Source organism: Acinetobacter sp. YH1901141, assembly GCF_013416935.1.
Lineage (GTDB): Bacteria > Pseudomonadota > Gammaproteobacteria > Pseudomonadales > Moraxellaceae > Acinetobacter > Acinetobacter towneri.
The window spans coordinates 18,952-45,059 of sequence record NZ_VPEY01000005.1; the positions used below are offsets into that span (position 1 = coordinate 18,952).

Annotated in this window: 25 protein-coding genes and 1 tRNA gene; 4 read left to right on the forward strand and 22 right to left on the reverse strand. The window is 41.1% G+C overall.

The annotated features are described in order from the left end of the window. Positions 1-189 precede the first annotated feature (189 nt). The 3 genes from rarD to uvrB form a co-directional block, all read right to left on the reverse strand. Positions 190-1,113: an EamA family transporter RarD gene (rarD, locus tag FTV52_RS04375; protein WP_154320882.1), complete on the reverse strand. Its 924-nt coding sequence runs from the start codon at positions 1,111-1,113 to the stop codon at positions 190-192. Between the two features lie 177 nt (positions 1,114-1,290). Beyond that, positions 1,291-1,890, reverse strand: a complete 600-nt coding sequence (locus FTV52_RS04380) for a lipocalin family protein (protein WP_004971700.1) — start codon at positions 1,888-1,890, stop codon at positions 1,291-1,293. Positions 1,891-2,060: 170 nt separating this feature from the next. Further along, positions 2,061-4,088, reverse strand: coding sequence for an excinuclease ABC subunit UvrB (gene uvrB, locus FTV52_RS04385; protein WP_104851763.1), 2,028 nt, complete (start codon positions 4,086-4,088; stop codon positions 2,061-2,063). Positions 4,089-4,340: 252 nt separating this feature from the next. Between uvrB and FTV52_RS04390 the strand changes: the two genes are divergently transcribed. Beyond that, positions 4,341-5,129, forward strand: a complete 789-nt coding sequence (locus FTV52_RS04390) for a hypothetical protein (RefSeq protein WP_004971705.1) — start codon at positions 4,341-4,343, stop codon at positions 5,127-5,129. 56 nt (positions 5,130-5,185) lie between these two features. Here FTV52_RS04390 and FTV52_RS04395 read toward each other — a convergent pair whose 3' ends face one another. Further along, complete coding sequence (locus tag FTV52_RS04395) at positions 5,186-5,365, reverse strand: hypothetical protein (RefSeq protein WP_004971707.1); 180 nt, start codon at positions 5,363-5,365, stop codon at positions 5,186-5,188. A gap of 218 nt (positions 5,366-5,583) precedes the next feature. On the opposite strand from FTV52_RS04395, the gene FTV52_RS04400 reads away from it, so the two are divergent. Then, on the forward strand, positions 5,584-6,819 hold the full coding sequence (locus FTV52_RS04400; protein ID WP_004971708.1) for a pyridoxal phosphate-dependent aminotransferase: 1,236 nt from the start codon (positions 5,584-5,586) through the stop codon (positions 6,817-6,819). Between the two features lie 199 nt (positions 6,820-7,018). Here the strand turns inward: FTV52_RS04400 and FTV52_RS04405 are convergent, their stop codons facing one another. Then, the gene (locus FTV52_RS04405) at positions 7,019-7,846 is read right to left on the reverse strand and encodes a DMT family transporter (protein WP_179990064.1); all 828 of its coding nucleotides are present in this window, start codon (positions 7,844-7,846) and stop codon (positions 7,019-7,021) included. 124 nt (positions 7,847-7,970) lie between these two features. Beyond that, positions 7,971-8,429 (reverse strand): hypothetical protein, encoded by a 459-nt coding sequence (locus FTV52_RS04410; RefSeq protein WP_179990066.1) that lies wholly within the window; start codon positions 8,427-8,429, stop codon positions 7,971-7,973. A 250-nt stretch (positions 8,430-8,679) separates the two neighbouring features. Between FTV52_RS04410 and FTV52_RS04415 the strand changes: the two genes are divergently transcribed. Then, positions 8,680-8,755, forward strand: a tRNA-Asn gene (locus FTV52_RS04415). A 281-nt stretch (positions 8,756-9,036) separates the two neighbouring features. Here the strand turns inward: FTV52_RS04415 and FTV52_RS04420 are convergent. From FTV52_RS04420 to FTV52_RS04470, 11 genes are all read right to left on the reverse strand, one after another. Next, positions 9,037-9,690 carry a tRNA-(ms[2]io[6]A)-hydroxylase gene (locus FTV52_RS04420; RefSeq protein WP_179990068.1) on the reverse strand — a complete coding sequence of 218 codons (654 nt, stop codon included), beginning with the start codon at positions 9,688-9,690 and terminating at the stop codon, positions 9,037-9,039. A gap of 39 nt (positions 9,691-9,729) precedes the next feature. Continuing rightward, positions 9,730-10,455 carry a pyridoxine 5'-phosphate synthase gene (pdxJ, locus tag FTV52_RS04425; RefSeq protein WP_179990141.1) on the reverse strand — a complete coding sequence of 242 codons (726 nt, stop codon included), beginning with the start codon at positions 10,453-10,455 and terminating at the stop codon, positions 9,730-9,732. Between the two features lie 11 nt (positions 10,456-10,466). Then, positions 10,467-11,180 carry a DNA repair protein RecO gene (gene recO / locus FTV52_RS04430; protein ID WP_178865723.1) on the reverse strand — a complete coding sequence of 238 codons (714 nt, stop codon included), beginning with the start codon at positions 11,178-11,180 and terminating at the stop codon, positions 10,467-10,469. 8 nt (positions 11,181-11,188) lie between these two features. Next, positions 11,189-11,389 (reverse strand): NF038104 family lipoprotein, encoded by a 201-nt coding sequence (locus FTV52_RS04435; RefSeq protein WP_179990070.1) that lies wholly within the window; start codon positions 11,387-11,389, stop codon positions 11,189-11,191. A 22-nt stretch (positions 11,390-11,411) separates the two neighbouring features. Further along, positions 11,412-12,440, reverse strand: a complete 1,029-nt coding sequence (gene era, locus FTV52_RS04440; RefSeq protein ID WP_004971721.1) for a GTPase Era — start codon at positions 12,438-12,440, stop codon at positions 11,412-11,414. Next, on the reverse strand, positions 12,437-13,138 hold the full coding sequence (gene rnc, locus FTV52_RS04445; RefSeq protein ID WP_004971722.1) for a ribonuclease III: 702 nt from the start codon (positions 13,136-13,138) through the stop codon (positions 12,437-12,439). The genes era and rnc overlap by 4 nt, the downstream gene beginning before the upstream one ends. Further along, a complete protein-coding gene (locus FTV52_RS04450) occupies positions 13,110-13,481 on the reverse strand; it encodes a DUF4845 domain-containing protein (RefSeq protein ID WP_178865619.1) in 372 nt (123 codons plus the stop codon). Before FTV52_RS04450 ends, rnc begins: the two co-directional genes overlap by 29 nt. Before the next feature lie 24 nt (positions 13,482-13,505). Then, positions 13,506-14,333: a signal peptidase I gene (gene lepB, locus FTV52_RS04455; protein WP_004971724.1), complete on the reverse strand. Its 828-nt coding sequence runs from the start codon at positions 14,331-14,333 to the stop codon at positions 13,506-13,508. A gap of 21 nt (positions 14,334-14,354) precedes the next feature. After that, on the reverse strand, positions 14,355-16,172 hold the full coding sequence (lepA, locus tag FTV52_RS04460) for a translation elongation factor 4 (protein ID WP_004971725.1): 1,818 nt from the start codon (positions 16,170-16,172) through the stop codon (positions 14,355-14,357). 318 nt (positions 16,173-16,490) lie between these two features. Continuing rightward, positions 16,491-16,937: a thioesterase family protein gene (locus FTV52_RS04465; RefSeq protein ID WP_179990072.1), complete on the reverse strand. Its 447-nt coding sequence runs from the start codon at positions 16,935-16,937 to the stop codon at positions 16,491-16,493. Between the two features lie 167 nt (positions 16,938-17,104). Further along, a complete protein-coding gene (locus tag FTV52_RS04470; protein ID WP_179990074.1) occupies positions 17,105-18,487 on the reverse strand; it encodes a Do family serine endopeptidase in 1,383 nt (460 codons plus the stop codon). Positions 18,488-18,817: 330 nt separating this feature from the next. On the opposite strand from FTV52_RS04470, the gene nadB reads away from it, so the two are divergent. Then, complete coding sequence (nadB, locus tag FTV52_RS04475) at positions 18,818-20,452, forward strand: L-aspartate oxidase (RefSeq protein WP_179990076.1); 1,635 nt, start codon at positions 18,818-18,820, stop codon at positions 20,450-20,452. A gap of 178 nt (positions 20,453-20,630) precedes the next feature. Here nadB and mtlD read toward each other — a convergent pair whose 3' ends face one another. From mtlD to pabC, 5 genes are all read right to left on the reverse strand, one after another. After that, the gene (gene mtlD / locus FTV52_RS04480) at positions 20,631-22,760 is read right to left on the reverse strand and encodes a bifunctional mannitol-1-phosphate dehydrogenase/phosphatase (RefSeq protein ID WP_179990078.1); all 2,130 of its coding nucleotides are present in this window, start codon (positions 22,758-22,760) and stop codon (positions 20,631-20,633) included. A gap of 194 nt (positions 22,761-22,954) precedes the next feature. Further along, entirely contained in the window at positions 22,955-23,365 is a 411-nt protein-coding gene (locus tag FTV52_RS04485; protein ID WP_004971730.1) for a PaaI family thioesterase, read from the reverse strand. A gap of 140 nt (positions 23,366-23,505) precedes the next feature. Continuing rightward, positions 23,506-24,102, reverse strand: a complete 597-nt coding sequence (gene tmk / locus FTV52_RS04490) for a dTMP kinase (RefSeq protein WP_179990080.1) — start codon at positions 24,100-24,102, stop codon at positions 23,506-23,508. Between the two features lie 2 nt (positions 24,103-24,104). Continuing rightward, entirely contained in the window at positions 24,105-25,175 is a 1,071-nt protein-coding gene (gene mltG / locus FTV52_RS04495; protein ID WP_179990082.1) for an endolytic transglycosylase MltG, read from the reverse strand. Continuing rightward, entirely contained in the window at positions 25,168-26,001 is an 834-nt protein-coding gene (pabC, locus tag FTV52_RS04500) for an aminodeoxychorismate lyase (protein WP_179990084.1), read from the reverse strand. Before pabC ends, mltG begins: the two co-directional genes overlap by 8 nt. Positions 26,002-26,108: the final 107 nt, after the last annotated feature.

Here is a 26,108-nt window from a genome sequence, read left to right on the forward strand (position 1 = left end):
ATTGAATCAAAAGCTGGTACTGACCCGACTATTTTCCTATATATTCACTATAAATTCATAAAATAGTTGTAATTATTTTTGTGATTTTAGTTTTTTCAACAAAAGTTCAATTTTTTAGAAGAAAAAGAGGATGATGCCAAACTCGATTATCCTCTTGGAAATTTGAATATCTCACCACAGCGACGGCTTTTATTGTCCAGATGACTGTTGAATCTTCTGCTGTAAATCTTGCTGATTCATTTTTTGTTTTCTTAAATGCAAACACCCTTCAACCACCAATAATGCAACTGCCAACCAAATTGGGATATAAGTCAGCCATTCCCCTGCTTCAACTCGTTCACCTAACAACATAGACACAAAAGCCAACAGCACAGGTTCTAAATAACTCAGTAAACCAAAAATCACAAAAGGCAAATGGCGGCTGGCCAAAATATAACTGCCAAGTCCCAATGCACTTAAAAAGCCCAATCCAAGTACCGACCAAATTAAATATGGAAAAGCTGCGATGACATTTACACTGTCACTATAATAAAAGCCTAAATATACCGCGACAGGAATAACTAGCAGTAAATCCCACCAAAACCCGCCCAAGTGATCGGTTTGAAAGACCCGACGTAAAAAGAAATATAAAGGATAGGCAAATGCCACATATAAGGTTTCCCACGCCACCGTGCCAATGCGCCAGATTTCATGACTGACACCTAGCACGGCTAAGGCAACTGCTGCCATCTGCCAAGTCGATAACTTTTCTTTATATAGCACACAGCCAAGCAAAACCATGATCAAAGGCAATAAGAAATAACCCAAAGAAACCTGCAAACCACGCCCGTTAATCGGCCCCCACAAAAATAACCACAATTGCGTAGTGCATAAAAAAGAACTAAAAATCAGCCAAAGTATGAATTGTGGTTGTTGTTTGAGCCGCTGAAAAATCGCGGAAATATGTTTTAAATCTCCCGACCACCACATAAACAAAGTTAGGAATGGCAAAGTTGCCAACATACGCCACGCAAAAGTTTCTTCGCTGTCTAAAGGTTTGAGTAATTGGGTATAAAAATACAGCACCCCAAAAGTGACCGATGCTAAAACCGATAGTGCAATGCCTTTATACATCCGACTCTCCCCTATATCAGTCGGCATTATACTCATATATACGTTGTTTTAGAGATTGATCGAATGTTCAAAATTTAAAATGACAGGATATAAAAAACCACGCAGCTTTTGCGTGGTCAATTGGTCTGCATACGTTTGTCTGCTTATATCTATAAGTAGCTCTGGAGCTGCTGCAACTTAGTCTGACTTTTTAGTTTGCGTATGTCTGGTATAAATCACATCACTTAAGTCATAACCGAGTGATTTGGCATAGTTCAGATATTCAGTCACGACAGCCTGATCAGGATGCGGCGTACGTGAAAGTACCCATAAATATTTACGGCGTGGTTCACCCACCAAGGCAGTTTGATAGTCATCATCTAGCTTTAACACCCAATAATCACCACGCCCTACAGGCAACCAACGAATGACTTCAGGTAAAAAGCTAACTTTGAGTTTGCTGTTAAAAGGCGCATTTTGTACAAAAGCTTCGCCCAAAGCACGCATTTGTTTGCCATCTTTTGCAATACAACGGTTATCCACCTGCACATTGCCATTTTCATTCAATGTATATGCTGCTGTTACATTTGAACCGCATTTGTTTTGGAAATATAAAGGCTTTCTTGCAACCTCATACCAAACGCCTAAATATTTATCTAATTCGACTTTTTCTACCGTTTTCATCGGTTCATTGGTTTTGGAATATGCCATAGTCGCAGCACCCAAACCAATCAGCACCACACCACCAAGGGCAATTTTGGCAAGTCGCGCACCTGCAAACGGAAGTTTTTTAGCCATTGTCCCAACCTCTAAACTCTAATGTTCAGTCAATTTTGTTTATCTTCTTCAAAAATAACCGCAAGCATTTCAATTTACTGTATGGATATGTAATTTTTGCAACTCAAATTTTACATAGCAAGTTTAGTATGCAAACTCGCACTTACACTGACAGTGCAGTTCGCCCCAATTTAGCCAGATTGCAACATTTGCGCTTTTAAACGCAAAATTTCATCACGTAAACGAGCCGCTTGTTCAAATTGCAGTTCTTTAGATGCTTTCAACATCTCTTTTTCAAGTTTGGCAATATGTTTGGCATACAGTTTAGGATCAGCCAAAATGTGCTGTTCATCGTCACTTAAAGCACGGCTTTGTGCATTGATTTTTTCATCAATTTGCTCATCGTTCAGCACTTCACCTGTGTCGATTTCTTTAATCACCTGACGCACTGCACTACGTGGAGTAATGCCGTGCAATTCATTAAATTCAATTTGTTTGGCACGACGACGCTCTGTTTCATCTATCGCCTTTTGCATTGAATCGGTAATGCGATCTGCATATAAAATTGCTTTACCTTTCAAGTTACGTGCTGCACGTCCAATGGTTTGAATCAACGAACGTTCTGAACGTAAAAAGCCTTCTTTGTCGGCATCTAAAATTGCCACTAAAGACACTTCAGGCATGTCTAAACCTTCTCGTAACAGGTTAATGCCAACCAAGACATCATGCACGCCTGTACGTAATTCGTGAATAATTTTGACGCGTTCTACGGTATCAATATCAGAGTGTAAATAAGCCACTTGAATGCCGTATTCTTTTAAATACGAGGTCAAATCTTCAGCCATGCGTTTGGTTAAAGTGGTGACCAACACCCGCTCATTCAATTCTTTACGCAAATTGATTTCAGACAGCACATCATCCACCTGCGTTAACACAGGACGAATTTCAATTTCTGGGTCAATCAATCCTGTTGGACGCACCACTTGCTCTACAATTTGTTGCGATTTTTCCAACTCATATTGTGCAGGTGTAGCGCTCACATAAATTGTGGATGGGACGATGCGCTCCCATTCTTCAAATTTCATTGGACGGTTGTCTAACGCACTAGGTAAACGGAAACCATAATTCACCAAGTTTTCTTTACGTGATCGGTCACCTTTATACATCGCGCCAATTTGCGGAACGGTCACGTGCGATTCATCAATAATCAGCAAGGCATCATCAGGTACATAATCAAACAAAGTGGGCGGTGCTTCGCCTGCAGGTCGTCCAGACAAATGTCGTGAATAGTTTTCGATGCCGTTGGTATAGCCCAATTGCTGCATCATTTCTAAATCATAGCGGGTACGTTGTTCTATGCGCTGCGCTTCTAGCAATTTGTCATGTTCGCGAAAAAACACCAAACGCTCTTTTAGTTCTTCTTTAATGGTACCAATCGCACGTTCCAAATTATCCTTAGGCGTAACATAGTGACTTTTAGGATAAATAGTCACGCGCGGCACTTTACGCACCAATTTGCCTGTTAATGGATCAAACCAACGAATCGAATCGACTTCATCATCAAATAATTCTATGCGAATAGCATGCTGATCAGATTCAGCAGGGAAAATATCTAAAATTTCACCACGAATACGGTAAGTACCGCGCAAAAACTCTAGCTCATTACGGCTATATTGCATTTCCACCAAACGACGGATCAAATCATCACGATTCACCCGATCACCTTGCACCACATGCAGCAACATGCTCATATAAGCATTGGGGTCACCCAAACCGTAAATTGCAGATACCGATGCGACAATAATGGCATCACGACGCTCTAGCAAAGCACGTGTGGCCGAGAGTCGCATTTGGTCAATATGATCATTAATAGCCGCATCTTTTTCAATAAAAGTATCGGAAGATGGTACATAGGCTTCAGGCTGATAATAGTCATAATAACTGACAAAATATTCGACTGCGTTGTTCGGAAAGAACGCTTTAAACTCACCATACAACTGCGCTGCCAGCGTTTTGTTATGTGCCATGACAATGGTCGGACGCTGTGTTCTGGCAATCACATTGGCCATGGTATAAGTCTTACCTGAGCCTGTAACCCCAAGTAATAGCTGATCATGATAGCCCTGTTCTATCCCTTGAACCAATTTTTCAATGGCTTGTGGTTGGTCACCCGCAGGTTGATAGTTGGTGACTAAATCGAAAGGTTGCTTATCACTCACAAATGCAGCTCTCAGGTTTGATGCGACCTAATATTTTAGCAGATTTGCCTACACTCAGGACATCCGAATATGTTGTGGCGATGTTGCGTAGCTACAAAGCCATTGCTCGGTTTTAATTCTGTATTGGACGCTGTTAGAACGAAGATGTGCTACGACTAAATTGAGCACGGGGAAACTGCTTTAAGACTTGACCCACTGGCTATTCAAAGGCAACATGAAATTTCAGGACGACAACCATAAAAGCACACATTCATGACTTACCAATATCACGACGAATCAATTATCAAAAGCCTCCCTGAAGATACTGTTTTCGTATTTGGCAGTAACATGGCAGGACAACATGCAGGTGGTGCAGCACGAACAGCCAAAGAATTTTTTGGTGCCGTTGAAGGCGTCGGGCGCGGTTGGGCAGGACAAAGTTTTGCCATTCCAACCATGAATGAACATTTACAACAAATGCCACTATCGCAAATTCAGCACTATGTGGATGACTTTAAAATCTATGCCAAAAACCATCCTAAAATGAAGTATTTTTTAACTTCAATTGGTTGTGGTATTGCAGGTTATACGGTTGAAGAAATTGCCCCTATGTTTAAAGGCATTGCCCATAATGTGATTTTTCCTGCGTCGTTTCGTCCTTTTGTCGAAAAAGCATTGCCTAAACTAACGCAAAAATTACTACACACCATTTACCGTGATTCTGTGATTTTTACCCCTGCCACCGATGAATTAATTGAAGTCTTGGCATTGAGCGATAATGAAAAAGCCTTGGCTAAAATCATATTGAATACACAAATGTACCCAACTGACAGCAATGGGCGTGATCGGGTCTTTGAAATTCAGGATATTTTGCACAACTTAAATGGTAAGGTATTCGAGTTCCAAAATAATTCAGAAGGCCCAATGCTATTTGGTGCAGCGATTTTGGCTTTATTGGAATTGTATAATATCAACGAGCAAGATTTTAGCGATGTATGGCATGGCGTACGTGAAATCTCGCCGCCAAAACCTGCCAACAAAGCGCGTAAGCATGTTCGTTAATTTCAATACTTTTAAATCCCCATCAATAAAAAATGCCACGTAATTGTGGCATTTTTTTAGCGCTTACCCATCGAACGACGAGTACCACGTGGCGGTGGCCAAGTCTTATCGGCATATTGCTCAGGTTTAGGACGCACTGAATTATGTACCGCCTGATCATTATCCTGCGCTGTGTTTGGCATTGGGAATGGGAGATTCACCAATGGTTTTTTTGAAGTAGGCTGCTGCTTACTCATGACCATCACTCTTATAAAATTTGGACTATTTTAAAGTTTTTTGCCGCCCGATGCGAGAAACTTCCACCTCACAGCAGTTTTAATCACGATTTCATAGGAAATTGGTCTAATTTGGTGATTTTTTATTAATTTGATGCAATTTTAAACGACGCAGACATCGAATTTAGGCTAAGATAATATGCTTTTTATTTTTTTATCCCTATAAGAAGGAATATGCCGTGGACGTACGTCTCTCTGATCGTGTCAATGCCATCAAACCGTCCCCAACACTTGCAGTAACCAATAAAGCCGCTGAACTTAAAGCTGCGGGTCATAACGTTATTGGTTTGGGTGCAGGTGAACCGGATTTCGATACACCACAACACATCAAAGATGCAGCTATTGCAGCAATTAATAACGGTTTTACAAAATATACTGCTGTTGACGGTACGCCTGGTCTTAAAAAAGCCATTATCGCAAAATTAAAACGTGACAATAATCTTGACTACCAAGCGAACCAAATTTTGGTGTCTTGTGGTGGTAAGCAATCATTCTTTAACTTGGCGTTGGCTTTGTTAAACAAGGGTGATGAAGTGATTATCCCTGCACCGTTCTGGGTAAGCTATCCAGATATGGTGATTATTGCTGAAGGCGTGCCAGTCATTGTGGAATGTGGTGAAGAACAACGTTTCAAAATCACGCCTGAACAATTAGAAGCTGCGATCACTGACAAAACACGTTTAGTGGTGTTAAACAGCCCATCTAACCCTACAGGTATGATCTACACCAAAGCTGAATTAGAAGCTTTGGCTGCTGTACTACGTAAATACCCTGAAGTATTCATTGCATCTGACGATATGTATGAACCAATCCGTTGGGATGATGAGTTCTATAACATCGCAACAGTTGCACCAGACCTTTATGACCGCACAATCGTATTAAACGGTGTGTCTAAAGCTTATGCAATGACTGGCTGGCGTATTGGCTATGCAGCGGGCCCTGCTAAACTAATTGGTGCGATGAAGAAAATTCAATCTCAATCGACTTCTAACCCAACTTCTATTTCGCAAGTTGCTGCAGAAGCTGCATTGAACGGCCCACAAGACGTACTTGAGCCAATGGTTGAAGCATTCAAACGCCGTCACGACTTAGTTGTAAATGGTTTGAATGACATCAAAGGTATTTCTTGCTTACCTGCAGATGGCGCATTCTATGCGTATGCAAACATCAAACCATTGATTCGTGCGAAAGGCTTAAAATCTTGCACAGAATTCTCTGCTTGGTTATTGGAAGAAACTGGTGTTGCCGTTGTTCCTGGTGATGCGTTCGGTTTAGGCGGTTTCATGCGTATTTCTTATGCAACTGCAGACGAAGTACTTGTAGATGCGCTTGCACGTATCAAAAAAGCTGCTGAATCAATTGAAGGTGTAGATGAAGCGATTGCTTCAATCGAAGCTGAAAAAGCTGCAAAATAATCTAAACCTGTTTAGATGAACAAAACCCACGATTGAATCGTGGGTTTTTGTTTTTAATTGCGTTTTTTCACTCACTATTTCCCCTTCTTTCTGAGGAGAGAGATCACAAATAACGCTTTTAAAAAGCCTCAAGATCATTTCTTGATTGATATAAAAATTCCAATACAAAAAAATCAAAACAACAGCAATCTAAACGGTTTTATACACGAGGTTTGGTTAAAATCACCATCAAAATACCACACAACACGATCAAGGTTGCCACGACCATCAACAGGGTGAGTTGTTCACCTAAAAAAATCACACCGCCTAAAATCGCCAAACACGGTACAGAAAGTTGCACAGTACTTGCGGTAATGTGATCAATTTTTTTCACAATGCTGTACCACAACACATACGCTCCAGCCGAAGCCAATGCACCCGACAAGACCGCCAAAACCACCCCCTGCCAAGTGATAAAACTTTCGGGTAAATACCAAAGAAAAAATACAGCAACAAGTGGTGTCGCCAGAATGAAATTAGATAGAGTATTGGTTAAAGCATGCTGCATCGTCTTTGCAGTAATGCTATAAAAACCCCATGCAATACCTGCCAGTAACATCATCAGCGCATATTTGAACGTTGGCGTACTGGCTTCAGGCAATAGCAACAAACCCATCCCCAATATAGCACAACCTAACCCGACCCAGCGCGGCAAAGTCATGCGCTCACCATGCAAAATCGCATAACTGATCATGGTGATTTGCACTGCGCCAAATAGAATCAATGCGCCTATGCCTGCGTCTATATGCAAATATGCTAACGAAAAACCGAGCAGATATACAGCAAGGCTGAGTGCAGATTTCCATTGGAATTGAATTGGTTGTTGAACCTGCAAAACAGCATAGAATATGCCTAAGCACACTGCCCCACTGCCAACCCTGAGCAAACTAAAACTCATAGGGTCAATTTGCTGTTCAGCCAATGCCAAACGACACAGCAAAGAATTTGCAGCAAATGCGAGCATGGCAATGCATATTTTAATCCACACGGCTGAATATCCTTTTCAAGCTGTTCGCAAATTTTTATCGCAGTTTATAACACTATTTTGGTGCGAGTCATTTAACTCGATTCAATGCAAATCTATTTGGCTGGCAATGATCAATCATCATAGATTAAACACTGTTTTTCAACGCAGTAATCAGTTCTGATTTAGACACTGTAGGTTGAGATGTTCCTTTATATTCACATAAATAGCGAAAAGTAAAGTCTAATTCTACACGCAATTGTTTTTGTTCAGACACAGACCACACGCGTGAACGGTTACTCCCCGAAAGCGCGCTGCCCGCCAGTTGGTACAAATACAAATCATGATCACGCTGCAATGGTTTTTTTGTGCCGTTGTCTGGATGGTCTGAAAGCAATTGGCAGGTCGATTGAATGAGCCATTTTTCACTAAACCACAATTGCAATAAATCGCCCAAATACAAATCTTGAGGTGCCAAAGGCCAGACATGAATAAACGCGCCTTCTACAGCAGTGTAGTATTGTTCAGGCGTAGACAAGATAGAAAGATAATGTTCTTGATAATAAGAAAATTGAGAAAAAATGTCAGAAATGCTGAGCGTATTCATTCGCTTACTCCGATTTAGCCATTTTAGTGCTGGCAAGTTGGGTTAAATCCACACTGTTTAAGATGCTACTTAAACGCTTTGTTCTGTCACTCAGACTAACAACCGATTTTGTGTAACGCAAGTCTTGTGGGTGATTTTTTAATAAAATTTTGTTTTTTGTTCAAATAAAAAGCATATAAAGTCAAAATGAAAGAAACATGACAATTTATGCTTGACCCTTGCTTAAATCTGCTTATAATCGCATTCAGATTCTCCCATAGCTCAGTCGGTAGAGCGACGGACTGTTAATCCGCAGGTCCCTGGTTCGAGCCCAGGTGGGAGAGCCAAATTCTAAAAAGCCCAAGCATAACGACTTGGGTTTTTTATTGCCTAAAATTTATGGATGATGTGGTCTGTAAATAACCAAGCAGCGATTCATGCCTTAATCGTTCAAAAAGATGAATGTAACTGTTTTGGGCAATTCAGCTTAATGTAATTCCTAATCTTAGCCTTGATCATTTCTAAGTGACTTAGGCAACAATCCACAATCAAAATACCTAAGCAATAACTTGATTGATAAAAAAACGGAACCGAAGTTCCGTTTTCTATCTTAGATCATCTACAAGTTTTAAGCGGCTTGCACAGGCACGCCACTATGAAAACGGAACAAATCATCTGGACTTAAAATCAGATTCTTTTCCACTTCACGTATATGCTGAATTCGTCCCTGAATATCTTCTTCAGGGTTTTTCAGTTTTTCCGTTTTTGCAACATCCAAAGCCAGTGCTAAATAGTCTTCATAATGACGTGATTCTGATTTAAGCAAATAACGGTAATACTTACCTAATTCTTCATCCACCAGTGGTGCTAGCGCATAAAACCGCTCGCATGAACGTGCTTCTACAAAGGCACCAATCACCAAAACATCAATCAATGCTTCGGGTTCATAGGTGCGGATTTCTTTACGTAAACCACCTGCATAACGCCCTGCACTTAAACCTTGCCACGTTTGCCCGCGCTTTGCCATGAACTCTAGCACCTGCTCATAATGCAGCATTTCTTCGCGTACCAACTGTGCAAGTTTGACCTGTAAATCGGTAAAAAAGCTATAACGAAACATCAAGTTCATGGCTGTGCCTGCTGCTTTTTTCTCACAGTTGGCATGATCTTGCATCAAAATATCTAAATTATTTAATGCTTCATTCAACCATTCTTTAGGTGTTTCACAGCCTAAAAATGCTATTACAGGCTGCATCAATTCATCATAATTTATGCTGGACATAACGTTTCAAATTTTATCTTTCAATTTCAAATATACAGATTAACGCGCTGCATCAATCGCGGCTTTCATGCGTTTAACAGCCTGCTCCAATCCGACAAATACAGCATCACCAATTAAAGCATGACCAATATTTAACTCATGGATGTATGGAATTGCGGCAATTGCACCTACATTATCCAAGTTCAAGCCATGCCCTGCATTAATCACTAAGCCACGGCTAGCTGCATATTCTACGCCCTGAACAATACGGGTCAATTCAGCTTGCTGTGCAGCTTCATTTTCTGCATTGGCATACGCGCCTGTATGGATTTCAATGGTCGGTGCACCACATGCAACGGCCGCATCAATTTGTGCAAGATCTGCATCAATAAACAGTGACACATCACAGCCAATTGCTGTTAATTCCTGAGTAGCGGCCTTAACTGCTGCAAAATTGCCTACTACATCCAAACCACCTTCAGTGGTTACTTCTTCACGGCGCTCAGGTACCAAACATACATGCTGTGGACGAATTTCTTTGGCAAACTCGATCATTTCTTCAGTAACTGCCATTTCCAAATTCATACGAGTTTTTAGCAACGGACGCATACGACGCACATCATCATCCTGAATATGACGACGATCTTCACGCAAATGCAAAGTAATCCCCTCTGCACCCGCCTGTTCACAAACTAATGCGGCCTTCACAGGGTCTGGATAGTTCGTGCCACGCGCTTGTCTTAAAGTTGCCACATGGTCAATATTGACACCGAGTAAAGCCATAATAGGTTCCTACATTACGCTTGGGTTTGAGAATTCTGAATCCACAATTGGCGACTTTTTAAAGGTCGATCACCCAACAGTGAACTAATCATTTGTCGATACAGCCGAGACAGTAATTGTAACTGCTCTGGGTTAAAATCCCTACCTTTTTCATAGTCGCACATACTGAGGATCTGTGTACCGACTAAGTTAGCCCGTGATGCTTGTGCGGTAGGGATAAAACCATCATTCAGTTGAAAATGATAATGTAGATTGGGCTGAATTGGCTCTTGGTTCGCATCGACTGAAAAATCAATCGCATAGCCTAATTCTTCCAATAATGCATGTTCAAACTGACGTAAAATTTGTCTTAAGAATAGATTGGGATTTTCCTGACTAGATAAGTGTTGTAAATGCGCCAAAGTCTGGTGATATTGCACAAAAGTTTCTGGCATTTCCACTTCGGCAGAACATAAGCGCAGCACGATTTCATTTAAATAAAAGCCTGAAAAAAATGCATCACCAAAGAAGAAAACCGGTTGATTGACAATTTCCAGCTTGGTGAAATTTTTAAGGTCTGATTTTCCCGAAGCTTGTATGCGAATCGGTTGATATTGTGGCGGTGGCATTTGTCTTAAAATACCATCAACCCGCCCATGTTCGCGGGTAAACAAGTGCACAATATGGCTACGTTCGCGGTATTTTCGATGATGGATTAAATAACCATGCAAGATTTCATTACGCATGATAGCGTCAATTAATCCTGTTCTTTAGAGGATTCTTGTTTGGATTTTTCTTCGTCATCACCTTCTGGAATGACAGCACCAACTACAGCAGCAGTGCCTTTCACCACACCCTTTGTAGTTTTGTAGGCAACTTTTACGGGAACTGTCACAACTTTGTGAATACAACCTTGCAAGACAAACATACATGCCACAATGGCCAACACTTTCATCATCACAGTTCCCTTTTCGTCAAACTTAGATATCGCTATATCCTAAGCTTTTTAATGCACGTTCATCATCAGACCAACCACCTTTGACTTTCACCCAAAGCGTCAGCATGATTTTTTGCTCGAACATTTTTTCCATGTCGACCCGTGCATCCATACCAATTTTTTTCAGCTTCGCGCCTTTTTCACCAATCACAATGGCTTTTTGACCAGAGCGATCTACAAAAATAGTGGCATCAATATAGGTACATGGTGCTTTCATACGACCCGTTTTTTCATTTAAAACCGCATCTTCAGTTTTAAATGATTCGATTTGCACGGTTAAATCGTAAGGCAGTTCTTCGCCCAATTGGCGCATGATCTTTTCACGGATAATTTCAGATGCCAAGAAACGTTCTGAACGGTCTGTGATTTGATCTAGCGAATACAACGGTGGCTGGAATGGCAAATAGCGTTCAATCGTGTCACGCAAATGATCTAGGTTCGCGCCGCGCAATGCCGATACAGGTACAATTTCGGCAAAGTTCATTAACTTGGCACGTTCTTGAATAATCGGCAAAGCCTGATTTTTATTCTCAAAAGTGTCGAGTTTGTTAATCACCAGAATCACTGGCATTTCTGCATTTTTCAGCTTTTCTAGGACTAACTCATCATTTTGCGTCCATTTTTGTGCATCCACCACAAACAAAACCAAATTCACATCGCGCAAAGCAGACGATGCAGCACGGTTCATCATTTTGTTGATGGCACGGACTTCTTTTTTATGCATCCCTGGTGTGTCTACAAACACAGCCTGAGATTTTTCACGTGAATCAATTCCCACAATTTTGTGACGTGTGGTTTGTGGCTTACGTGAAGTAATGGATAGTTTTTGACCTAACAAATGGTTCATGAGGGTTGATTTACCCACATTCGGGCGACCAACAATCGCAACAAAACCACTGCGGAAATCAGATGGAATTTCAGTTCCCTGACCGCTAAAGAATTGGTTAATTAGGTCATTGGCGTCGTTATTCGACTCGTGATCAGCATCTACGTGATCGGAATGGATGGTCATTCAGACTTTTGCTCCAAGAATTTTAAAATATCTGCCGCAACTGCCTGCTCGGCAAAGCGACGGCTTGAACCTTCACCCTTCATTACAGGCAAACTATCGACTCGGCATTCCACAATGAAATGCTGATTCGGTGCATCGCCCTGAATATCTACAACCTCGTAAACCGGGAGAGGTTTTTTACGTGCTTGTAAATACTCTTGTAAGCGTGATTTAGGGTCTTTGAGTTGATCGGTTGGCTCAATATGATCTAAATAAGGGCTATACCATTTTAGCACAATCGTTTGCAGCAAATTCAAATCACCGCTATCGACATAAATGGCGCCAATAATCGCTTCTACGGTATCCGCCAGTATAGACTCACGATGATGACCACCAGATTTCAATTCACCTGTACTGAGAATTAAATTTTGGCTGAGCTTTAAATCATTGGCAATTTTACCTAAGGCTTCCTGACGCACCAGTGTTGCCCGCATGCGCGTTAAACGCCCTTCATTTTCATGTGGATAAGCCACATATAAATAATTGGCAACAATCATTCCCAACAACGAATCGCCTAGAAATTCCAGACGTTCGTAATTGTGTTTATGACTCACCGAGCGGTGAGTCAAAGCCAATTTAAGCAATTCAGGTTGCTTAAACTGATAACCGATTCGGCTGGCTAGACGGGTCTCATTTAGCTTGGACTGAGCTTTGATCAAAACTTTTCTCGAACTTCATTACAATATCAATATTCAATAAGAAAGGTTTTCTTATTTCATATTCTTTTTTCACTTCTAAACCATCGACGTTAGTCACTTGAGCCACATCTGCAAATTTAATATCGCGAATGTTGTTCATGCTTAAACGCTTGTCCATTTCACCAATAAACTGTTGTGGTGATAGATTTTTTGGCCCATTTAACAATTGTTCTTCAATTTGGTTGTCCAACATTCGATCATCGAAATATGGTGCCCAAACTGCAACTGCTACTTTTGCCATAAATGCAAAACCAATAATTGCAATTAAAATTGCAATATAGGATGCCCCTTGTTGATGACGCATTTTTTATTTTCCTAATCTGCTTTATTAATCAATTTTGCCGTTACGACTAAATGACGGCAAATTAAACCCAGGTTCTTTATGCATCCAGACATAGAATGCACGGCCTGTTAGGTTTTCCTCTGGTACAAAGCCCCAAAAACGACTGTCAGCACTTTGATCGCGGTTATCCCCCATCGCGAAGTAATGACCTTCAGGTACTTTGACTTCCCAATATAAACCATTTTCTGCTGAATATTTACCATTGTCTACATAGTTCAGGAATGGTGCCTGACGCGCCACGTTTACACCTTCAAGCTCGCGCATGGTAAATGTATGCGCCCCTAAAGTTTCCTGATGGTAAATTGAAGTAGGTGTATCTAGACTGTCTTTTTCACGGCTAAACTGGATTGGGGTTTTCGTTACTTTCTCGCCATTAATGCTCAGCTGACCATGATCATAAACAATATGATCGCCTGGTAAACCGACAATACGCTTAATATAACTAATGCTTGGTTGTGGTGGATAACGGAACACCGCAACTTCGCCACGCTCAGGCGAACCCACATCTATAATTTTGCTGTTAATAATTGGCAAACGCACGCCATATTCAAACTTGTTCACCAAAATAAAATCGCCCGTTTCTAAGGTTGGCACCATAGAATCTGACGGAATATTAAATGGTTCATACAGGAATGAACGCAGTACCATCACCACTGCCAAAACAGGCCAAAAATCATAAGCCCATGTGATAATGAAGTTTTCATTGCCTCGCCCTTTCGTTGCTCTTTGCTTAAATACAAATTTATCGAGCAGCCACACCGCAATAAAAAATAATGTGGCAGGAACGAGAATCAAATTAAAATCAAAATCCATGGGTTTATTATCCTTATAATTTTAGCGTTCGACTTTAAGTACAGCTAAGAAAGCTTCTTGCGGGATTTCAACACTTCCCACTTGCTTCATACGTTTCTTACCTTCTTTTTGCTTGGCAAGTAGTTTCTTTTTACGAGAAACGTCACCGCCATAACACTTCGCAAGTACGTTTTTACGCATCGCTTTCACGGTTGAACGCGCAATAATTTGCGCACCAATCGCAGCCTGAATAGCCACATCAAACATTTGACGCGGAATCAAGTCTTTCATTTTTTCAACCAAGGCAATACCACGGTGACGTGCATCCTGACGGTGACAAATCATCGCTAAGGCATCAACTTTTTCACCGTTAATCAGTACATCTACTTTAACCAAAGATGAGCTTTCAAAACGGACAAAGTTATAATCTAACGATGCAAAACCACGTGAACATGACTTCAATTTATCAAAGAAGTCCATCACGACTTCTGCCATCGGAATTTCAAAAGTAATGGACACTTGGTTACCCAAGAATTTCATGTCTTTTTGCACACCACGACGCTCAATACATAGGGTCATGACGTTACCCAAGTATTCTTGCGGCACTAAAATATGACATTCCGCAATCGGTTCACGTAAATCTTCTACAGTTGAACCATCAGGCATTTTAGATGGACTGTCGATATACACCGTTTCGCCATTTTTCATCACGGCTTCATAAATAACCGTTGGTGCCGATGAAATTAGGTCTAAATCGTACTCACGCTCTAAACGCTCTTGTACGATTTCCATGTGCAACATGCCCAAGAAACCACAACGGAAACCAAAGCCTAAAGCATCTGAACTTTCAGGTTCAAAGAACAAAGCTGAGTCGTTAATTTGTAGTTTGTGCAAGGCTTCACGGAACGGTTCAAAGTCGCTGGCATCAATTGGGAATAAACCTGCATAAACCTGCGGCTTAACTTTTTTAAAGCCTGGTAAGGTTTCTACTTCTGGTGTAGTTGCGAGTGTGATGGTATCACCCACTGGCGCACCAAAAATATCTTTAATACCCGCAATAACAAAGCCAACTTCACCTGCTTCCAAAATACCTGTTTCGGTATGTTTTGGATTAAAAATACCAACTGAGGTAATAATGTGCGTTTGACCTGTCGATTTCATCAACATTTTATCGCCTTTACGCACGCGACCTTGCTTGATACGTACCAGCGACACAACGCCCAAATAGTTATCAAACCATGAGTCAATAATTAAGGCTTGCAATGGCGCATCACGATCACCTTGTGGTGCAGGAATGACATTCACCAAGGTTTCTAATACATTGTCGATGCCTAAACCTGTTTTAGCCGAACAGGTGGGTGCATCTTGCGCTTCGATACCAATAATTTCTTCAATTTCATGAATCACGCGCTCAGGTTCTGCCTGCGGTAAATCAATTTTATTCAGTACAGGTAAAACTTCTAAGCCTTGCTCAATTGCGGTATAGCAGTTTGCAACTGATTGCGCTTCCACCCCTTGTGCCGCATCGACTACCAATAGCGCACCTTCACAAGCTGCCAAAGAACGTGATACTTCATAGGAAAAGTCAACGTGTCCCGGGGTATCAATGAAGTTTAATTGGTATTCCTGACCATTTGGATGGTTGTAGTATAAAGTCACTGAGGTGGCTTTAATGGTAATCCCACGCTCACGCTCAAGCTCCATAGAATCCAACACCTGAGCTTGCATCTCACGATCTTGTAAACCACCACAGGTTTGAATGAAACGATCTGCTAGAGTCGATTTACCATGGTCAATATGGGCAATGATCGAAAAGTTACGGATGTTTTTAATATCAACAGTTTTTTTAGCTTGCGCCATGGGTTACCTTGAAAAATAACACGCTCTGCACCTCAAAATTCATGCAGAGCAAAAGCCGAATAGAAATTGCGAAGGATTATAGCAGATGGATTTTTCAATGTATCCATAATAATGACTTCCTTTTGCAGCCTCACGCGTTTTTCTTTTTATTCGAGAGTTTTAGGCTTTTTATGCAGAGATGTGTGTCGTAATTAAAGTGAGAATTGAAGAATACTTCATGCTATTTGAAACAGGTGAATACCCTCTTTAACAACATCGACAGCAATAACATGCAGCAACTTTCAATGACGCTACACTTGGTGCTTCAATTCCTCTTAATTAATCATACTCACTAAAATCCAACGGATTCACATCAGCAGCAAGGGGTTGATAGGCTTGCGTAAATGTCGGTGACATGCGTTTTGGACGACCTGTAGCAATTTCCACACAAGCCCATTGTGTATTGCCCATAAACAGCAGACTTTTATCTTGAGGGCGATAAAACGCATATTGGCGGAATGAATACAACGCATTCAAATCACTTAACCATGTACGCAAAATCAGCTCCTCACCTTCGAGTGCCGCTTTACGATATTGCACATGATGTTCCACCGCCACCATCGCATGTTTTAGTTTTAAGTATTCCAGCACCCCTAAACCTAATGTTTCGATATGTGCCGATGCTACATCCTGCATCCACTGCACATACACCACATTATTGACATGCCCTAAAATATCAATATGTTCTGGCTGTACGGTGATTTTTAAATCAAATATGCTGCTCATGTCATCCTTTTAACTAAAACGGCGATGTCGGTCTAGTCTAACAAAAATACCGAGTTACATAAAAAAGTCGCCCTAATTCAAGAGCGACTTCCTTAAAATAAGTGGCTATTTAAAGTTTAGCAAGATTCTAAATTTTAGATAGATTTACGATTTTATGCCACATCAACTTATTGAATACGCATGCCAATAATCGCACGTTGCCCTTGACGGATAATCACCACACGCGCAATTGTACCTTGTTTCAAGGTAGATACTGTTTCAACAAATTGGTTGGCATTTTGGATGGTGGTGTTATTCAGTTGCACAATCACATCACCTGGCATAATACGTGCCTGAGCTGCCGAACCACCACGACGCACTTCCTGAATCAACACACCGCCTTTAATATCTAATTGGCGTTGTTCTGCAACGCTTAAATCACGAATCGACACCCCTAAAACAGGGCCTTTGGCTGCGGTATCAGGGTTGTTTTTGGCAGGCGTGTCGTCAGGTGCTGTGCTCACCGTAGCGGTAATATTACGGCGTTTATCATCGCGTAATACTTCAAGCTGAATACTTTGATTTGGCACTGAACGGTTTAAATAGTTCAACAATTCAGACGTTCTGGAAATAGGTGTGCCGTTGTATTTAAGAATCACATCGCCCGCGCGCAAACCTGCACGTGCCGCAGGTGAGTTTGGTGCAACTTGAGTAATTAATGAACCTTCAGGCTTACTGAGTTTATAAGATTCTGCCAAATTGCGGTCAATATCTTGCAAACTCACCCCTAAATAAGAACGAGTCACTTTACCGTTACGCTTTAACTGATCGGCAACATCCATGGCAACATCAATAGGAATGGAGAATGACAAGCCCATATAACCACCCGTACCACTAAAAATACGGGAGTTCACGCCGACCACTTCACCGCGCTGGTTAAATAGTGGCCCGCCTGAGTTACCTGGGTTAAGCGCCACATCGGTCTGAATAAATGGCACTGAAGTTTCACCCATCATATTACGCATTTTGGCACTCACGATTCCTGCCGATGCAGAATAGTCAAAGCCAAATGGTGAACCAATCGCAAGTACAGGCTCACCTACACGTAATTGATCGACATTGCCTGTACGCAACTCTGGGAAACTCGCACCTTGCACTTTTAATAAAGCAACATCAGTACGTTCATCACTACCCACCACAGTTGCATCTAATTCACGGCGGTCATTCAGTACAATTGTAACTTTTGAAGCATCTTCCACCACGTGGTGGTTCGTTAAAAGGTATCCATCTTTACTAATAAAAAATGCACTGCCATAACCTGTTTTTTCTTGTGGCAATTGTTGTTGTGGAATAATGACTTGATTGCCAAAAAAACGGCGTAAAATTTCTGGAACTTGTTGTTGTAAGAGTTCTTCCTGACTCATTTTTTTGACAACATTGACACTCACAACAGCAGGACTCACCTGCTCAACCAAATTAGAAAAGTCTACTGGTGGTGCTGCTTGAGTCTGCACAGTTGCCATAGTAAAAACAGCCGCATATAAACCTTTTTTTAAATTGCGATTTTTCATAAATAGCATTCACTCAATAATAATTATGACTTTGAACCCATCTTATTTATCACAAAATTACTCGGTTTTGCGTAATAAAATGTTGAATCTTTTCAGTTTCAGCTTTTAGTTTATTGCAATTAAATCAGTTTGATGAGATTGAATATTTAACCATGCTGAATCTGACTTAAAGCTCAACATCTGAAATAGATTGGACAAAATTGTCATAAAAGTTGGAATATTCCATAAAAGTTTCCCGTTTATTCTTTTTTTTCATTATTCATGCCCACTTCGCACTTGCGTTTTTCTGCAAAAAGGGGTGTCATTATCCAACTTTTTTCAAATTAGCTGATGGACATGTCTAATTTAAACACAACACATCAATTTGATGTGATTATTGTGGGAAGTGGTGGTGCAGGTTTGAGTTTAGCGCTCTCATTACCCCAGCATTTCAAAATCGCCGTTTTGGCAAAATCTACCCTAACTGAAGCCAGCACCTTCTATGCGCAAGGTGGTGTTGCTGCAGTCCTTGATGAAACCGACTCAATTGAACAACATATAGATGACACCATGATTGCAGGTGCACATTTATGTGAAATTGACGCCGTAAAACAAACGGTGGAAGGCGGTAAACCTTCGGTAGATTTTCTGCTCAAACATGGTGTGCAGTTTACCTTAGACGAACAAGAGCAATTGCATTTAACCCGTGAAGGTGGCCATTCTCAGCGCCGTATTATTCACGCTGCCGATGCAACAGGTCGTGCAATTTCCACGACTTTGGTGCAACGTGCTCAAGAACAGCAAAACATCACGATATTTGAAAACTATATTGCCATTGACCTGATTACCTCACAAAAGCTTGGTTTAAACGAAGCTAATCGCTCATTGGGCTTATATGCACTAGATGAAAGTACTCAAAAAGTACATACCTTCCTTGCTCCATTTACTGCACTTGCCTGCGGCGGCGCAATGAAAGCCTATCTATATACATCTAACCCAGACATTGCCACAGGTGATGGTATGGCCATGGCATACCGTGCAGGTTGCCGTCTGGCAAATATGGAGTTTAATCAATTCCACCCGACCTGTTTGTATCATCCCCAAGCACGTTCGTTTTTAATTACTGAAGCCATGCGTGGTGAAGGTGCATATTTGCGTTTACCCGATGGTGAGCGTTTTATGCTGCGTTTTGATGAGCGTGCAGAATTGGCGCCACGTGACATTGTAGCACGTGCGATTGACTATGAAATCAAACGCTTAGGTATTCGTCATGTGTGGTTAGACATCACCCATAAACCTGCAGAATTTGTGAAAGAACACTTCCCAACGCTGTATGCACGTTTACTGGAATTGGGCATTGATATCACTACCGATATGATTCCTGTTGTACCTGCTGCCCACTACACTTGTGGCGGAGTAATGGTGGATGAACATAGTCAAACCGATATTGCAGGTTTATATGCGATTGGTGAAACTTCTTATACAGGTTTGCATGGCGCTAACCGTATGGCAAGTAACTCTCTTTTAGAATGTTTTGTCTATGGAATGGCTGCCGCCAAACATATTGAAGCCCATTACACTGCAGATTATAGCTCGCCTGAAGTTCCTGCTTGGGATGATTCGCAAGTGACGAACCCTGACGAAGATGTGGTGATTTTACAAAACTGGGATGAGCTACGTGCAACCATGTGGAACTATGTCGGCATTGTACGCACCACTAAGCGTTTAGAGCGTGCCTTACACCGTATTGAAATGCTAAAACGTGAAATCACCGAGTATTATCAGGACTATCAAGTCAGTAAAAACTTGATTGAGCTGCGTAATTTGGTTCTGGTTTCTGAAATGATTGTGCGCTGTGCCATGCAACGCAAAGAATCACGTGGTTTACACTTCACGCTAGATTATCCAGAGCTTGCGCCTGAATTGCGTAAAACTGTGCTCATTCCACCAAATTTCCAAGTGGAAACTCCATTGGTGAATGAGTGATCTGATTGCTTGTTACACAACAGCATTTGCATAAAAGTATCTGTGAATAAAGTGCATTTGAATTCTAATGCAAGAAAGCACCGAATCGTGTTCCATAACACGATTCGATATTTTATCATTTTGAATATGATGACGTTAACTTACTAAACCTCCCCCCAAGAATTCATCAAGTTGAGTTTTAGATTACGGCTGCAACTTGAGTACCATCTTGAATAAATGCTTCTAAGCGAACTTGACCAGCCAATAGTTGCTGTAATTGGTGGCTAATTATGTACTGCAATTGCTGCCGTGTCTGTTCGTCTATAGGCGCATTTTGCAATTGTTTTGACAAATGCTGTAATGCTGCTTGAGCCCCCAACTGCTGCATTTTAATTGCATACAGATAGCCCAACACCACTCCTTTCTGCACATAATTTGCAGCTAAATCATGCTGCAGATGATAAATCAAAGCACCCATCACCCGTTCATTGGCTGAGAGTTTACGCAAAGGGTCACGTGCCACACGCTGACACGGGTCTTTATAGGCATGTTCACATGAGTCCAGAAAGCTCTGTGCCAGATGCTTTAAGTTTTGCTGACGATGCGGCAACTGTGCAGCTAATCCCAACGCTACTTGTGCCGAAACAGCGCGGGTAAAATCTGCAACCAATGGGTCTGCCATTGCGACACCAATACTGTTATGCCCTATTAAACTGGATAACCAAGCCATCATGGCATGTACACCATTCCATAAACGATTTTTAATGAGTTGGATTTCGGCAATATCATCTACCAAAATCATTTGACGCATGTGTTGCAATAATGGACTGGCATTTTCCACATAAATAGGCATGTCACTTTCAGCATGAAATAAAATTAAATCCATACTTTGCAAAATGTGACTGGGCTGAAAATTGCGTCTTAAATCTTCTACATATAAGGTGGCTTGACGCTCTTGCTCAGGCTGCAATCGAGTATTGTCTTCAATTTCAATTGGCTCTGCTTCGTCATCCAACTGAAATTGCTTAAAAATATTATACTTGATGCGTAATTGGCGATATAAGTTTTGATCGCTTAATTTAGAGACCATTCTATTTACGACAGTATCGCAAAAATAATGCTGCGCCATAATTTTGGCTGCCGTATCGGGATCCAACAACGCCTCTAACGCCTTATGAATATGCGTCATCAAGAGCTGTTTTGCCCCAACTTTATTTAAAATTACCAAAATAGTTAAAGGCTGATGGAGTTCAACTTGCGCTATAAAACGGGCATATAAGCCCTGCGCAATTACTTTAGCCTCTTGCTGTAAAGCATGTTCAGGCAAACATAATGCAATTAGGCTCGACTCCACATACATTTGCTGCATCTGCTGCAAGTTCTCCGCATCAATGATGTGCATATTTTCAATTCGTTCATCATAAGAACATTGTCCATAACGAATTGAATACGTTCCAAAGGCGTTTACTGCAGAACGATATAAGGTATTCCGTGTAGAAGCATAAATACGTTTAGGACGGGTATAGCCATCCCAGTGCGATAAAATTTGGGCCAAATAGCCCCCACCTATTGCACCAAAACCATGAATCCCCACACTCAACTGATTTAAAGTTTGCGGGAAGGCCTCTTGTAAACTCGGCATTTCCAATACAGGAATAACTTGATTTAAGTCATCTAAATAAGCTTGCATACTTGCGTAATAATGCTGCGTGAGTAACAACATATTAGCATTAGGTTTTTTGATATCCCGAAATAGTATGGTTATGCCACCCGCTGCATGTGCAGATTTGATTCCATTTTCAGAATCTTCCAGCATGAAACATTCGCTGGGTTCTAGATTAATTTTTTGTGCAGCTGTTATAAAAATTTCAGGATGTGGCTTGCCCTGTTGCACCTCATCGCCACAAACTAATACATCAAAAAACTTATAGACATTGGCATTAATCAAATATTCTTCGGCAATGGCACGACGACTAGACGTAGCAACCGCCATTCTCAAGCCAGACTTTCGTAACCGCTCTAATACCTGCAACAAACCTTTTTTAATGGGCACACCAAAATTGCGCACACTTTCTAATTCTAGTTCATCAGCACGCTGACGGATCTCACGGTAAGGAATGTCTGCACCATATTCTGCTTGCGCCAGTTGTTCAGCGCTCTTTGCACTCAAACCCAAACATTGCATGAGGTATACGTCTGAAAATTCAACGCCAATGAGCTCCTGAGATGCCTGCTTCAATGTTTGAAACCGTAATCGTTCAGTATCAAACATTGTTCCATCCATATCAAAGATTGCTCCATGAACAATATTGTTCTTAAATTTAAGCATTTAGCTCCCTTGTTTTATCACTTACGGGTTGCTAGCTTAGACAAAAGCAGATTTGATCTATATGAAAAACATAAAATGAAATATTTGTGATTATTTTTTAACCAATCAAACCCTGATTTTCATGTGGTATGTGTACATATGTAACCACATGGTAAATATAAGTAACTAAAATTAAGATAAAGCTGACTTTATTCTCAGCCAATCTGTGGAATCGAATACGTCCCTGTGACATGCGCCACGGCATCATCTACACCTTCGGAATATACCCAAACCTCACCGACCACGAGGTTTTTCCCTACTTTCATTAAGCGACATTCACCACGTAAATTACGCCCTGCTGCGGGCTTACGTAAAAAGTTGATGTTTAAATTACTGGTCACCGCCAAAGCCACCAAACCCAACTCCCCTAAAATGGCGATATAAAGTGCATAGTCTGCAACAGTCATCATAGTCGGCCCTGATACCGTACCACCTGGGCGTAAATCACGTTCATCGATGTGATAATTCACCAATGCCCCACGTGGCGTGATGGACACAATTTCACATTTTTCCAGACTTTGCGGAAACTCTACTTTTAAAAATTCAATAATTTCTTCTTTGGTCATACTTACTATTCGCTATTTTTTTAAAAAATCTTCTAAAGCGTTTCCACTATAGAAGATTTTTCCATTCAATCAAATGTCTAACTACAACCCAATGGCTTGTTATGCCTTTTTGTATATGCCTTTGCGTTTTATGCCTTCGCTTACAAATAGTGCATCGCTTGTGCAAATACTTGATCTGGACTTTGTGTTGCATCTAAGCGCTTCACCCGCTCAGGATGTCGCTCCCACAAAGATTGATAGCCACCCCTTACTTTCTCAAAAAAAGTGGCTTTCTCTTGCTCAAAACGATCAAGCGCTCCACGCGCACGTGCACGGGTCATACCCAGTTCAATCGGTGCATCGAGCCAAAAAGTTAAGTCAGGCATACGTGCGACAAAGTTATTATTTAAAGTCATCAACTTGCTTTCACTTAAACCACGTCCCGCACATTGATAAGCAAAACTGGCATCGCTAAAACGGTCACATAGTACAGTTTTTCCTGCAGCCATTGCTGGTAAAATCACCTGATCTAAATGCTGAGCACGCGCTGCATACATCAACAATAACTCAGTGTCTGAACACATTTTTTCTTCATGGTTGACCGCGAGTAACAAAGCACGAATTTGCTCTGCCATAGGGGTTCCACCTGGCTCACGGGTTAAAACCACCTCTTGACCTTGTGCAGTAAAATAATCATGAATACGGCGAATGAGTGTCGTTTTGCCTACCCCTTCGGTGCCTTCAAAACTGATAAACATGCTTATTCCCCTGATTTTTTCGCGCGCAGTACATTTAAATATTCCTGCACGGCACGGTTATGATCTTGCAAATTGGTGCTAAATTTATGTCCACCATTACCTGTCGCGACAAAATAAATGTTGTCAGATTGGTCTGGATGCATCGCCGCTTCAATGGCTTTTTGACTTGGCAAGGCAATTGGTGTTGGCGTTAAGCCACTCATGGTATAGGTATTGTATGGCGTTGGCGTGCGTAAATCCTGACGGGTAATATTGCCCTGATATTTATCGCCCATTCCATAAATAACAGTTGGATCGGTTTGTAAACGCATGCCTAGTTTTAAACGGCGTACAAATACCCCAGACACTTGCTGCAACTCAGCATCGACATTGGTTTCTTTTTCAATAATTGAGGCCATAATCAAGGCTTCATATTTATTTTTATAAGGTAAATCTGCTGCTCGATTATTCCAAGCATCATCTAATGCTTTCATTTGACGCTGATATAAATCGGTTAAAATTTTACGATCAGTTTCACCTTTAGCAAAAAAATACGTATTTGGTGCAAACAACCCTTCTGGATGTGCATAAGGAATATTTAAAGCTTTCAGCAATTCTGCATAAGGTAAATACACTACTTCTTTACTGACCAAATCATCTTTCTTTAATGCCTCAATCAATTGCTTAAAAGTCGTGCCTTCAATAACCAAAATACGGTTCATTTGCGCATTTTCAGCATTGGCGATCATTTCCAAAACCTGACGTACACTCATGCCCTGACGGACTTCATACACGCCTTTTTTCATGCTGTCGTGAATCATCACCCGTTGATAGAGTTTTAAAACAATTGGAAAATTCACATGATCTTGTTCTGCCAAACGGTCAATAAAACGTGAGTAAGTATCACCATTATTAATCGCCAATAATTGTTTTTGACCTTCAACAGGATAATCTCTAAACAGACTTGACCATAAAATCACGCCAAGCACCAGTAATAGCCCCAGTATAAAAATGATGCCACCTTTCAAGGCACGCATAGACTGTACTGTATTAGTTTTCTTTTTAGATTTTGATGGGCGTTTAGGTTTAGACATAAGAATGTATCTGATTCAGTTGAAGTTGCTTAAATAATTCCACACACGGCTGCACATCTAAAACCTGCTGCCCTAAATGGCTGACAATTTTCATGGGCGTTAAAGCATTACAGAAAAACAGACTTTGAATCTGCGCAATTTCCGCAGCATGAATATCACGCTGTTCACAATGCAAATTCTGTTGTTGCATGCGCGATAAAATTTCTGCCCGCATGACACCGTGCACGCCATTATAACCAAGTTGCGGAGTAATCCATGTATTGTTTATACGAATGAAACAATTACTACTCACACCTTCAACCACACTGCCCTGTACATCAGTAACCAAAGCTTCTGTCCAGCCTTTTTGATCGGCTTCTTGTTTGAGCAATACCTGTTCAATTCGGTTTAGACTTTTCAGCCCAACTAAATTCGGCATGCTCAGTCCAATCGCTTGAGTCAAGACGCCACTTTGAATGATGTCATAATGATATGCCATATCTAAAGCCGCTTGTACTTGTGGATAGAAAAACACCCAAACATCGGCAGGATGATCAGGCAAACTGTAACCTCGCTGCCCTACACCACGACTTAAAACAATCTTCAAAGTACCATTTAACTCGCCATGCGCCTGCTTTAAAAGTGTCAGCGTTTCAGTGATTAACTCAAGATTGGCATTTAAAGAAAGTTGGCGATTGGCATATTGCAAACGCGCCAAATGGCGGTCAAATAATTCAATTTGATTTTGGCGAAAACGTGCAGTGCTAAAGCATCCATCACCATAATGAAACGCGCGATCTAACACATGAATCTGCTCGGTAGGCTTGGCATTTTTATAACACTGCATGGAAGAAGTACTCGTTATTTATCTCTAAATATAGAAAACAATGAAGAAATTTATATTTATCATTTACTGATATTCACCGCATTTTAAATTATTTTTTCAGCAAATAG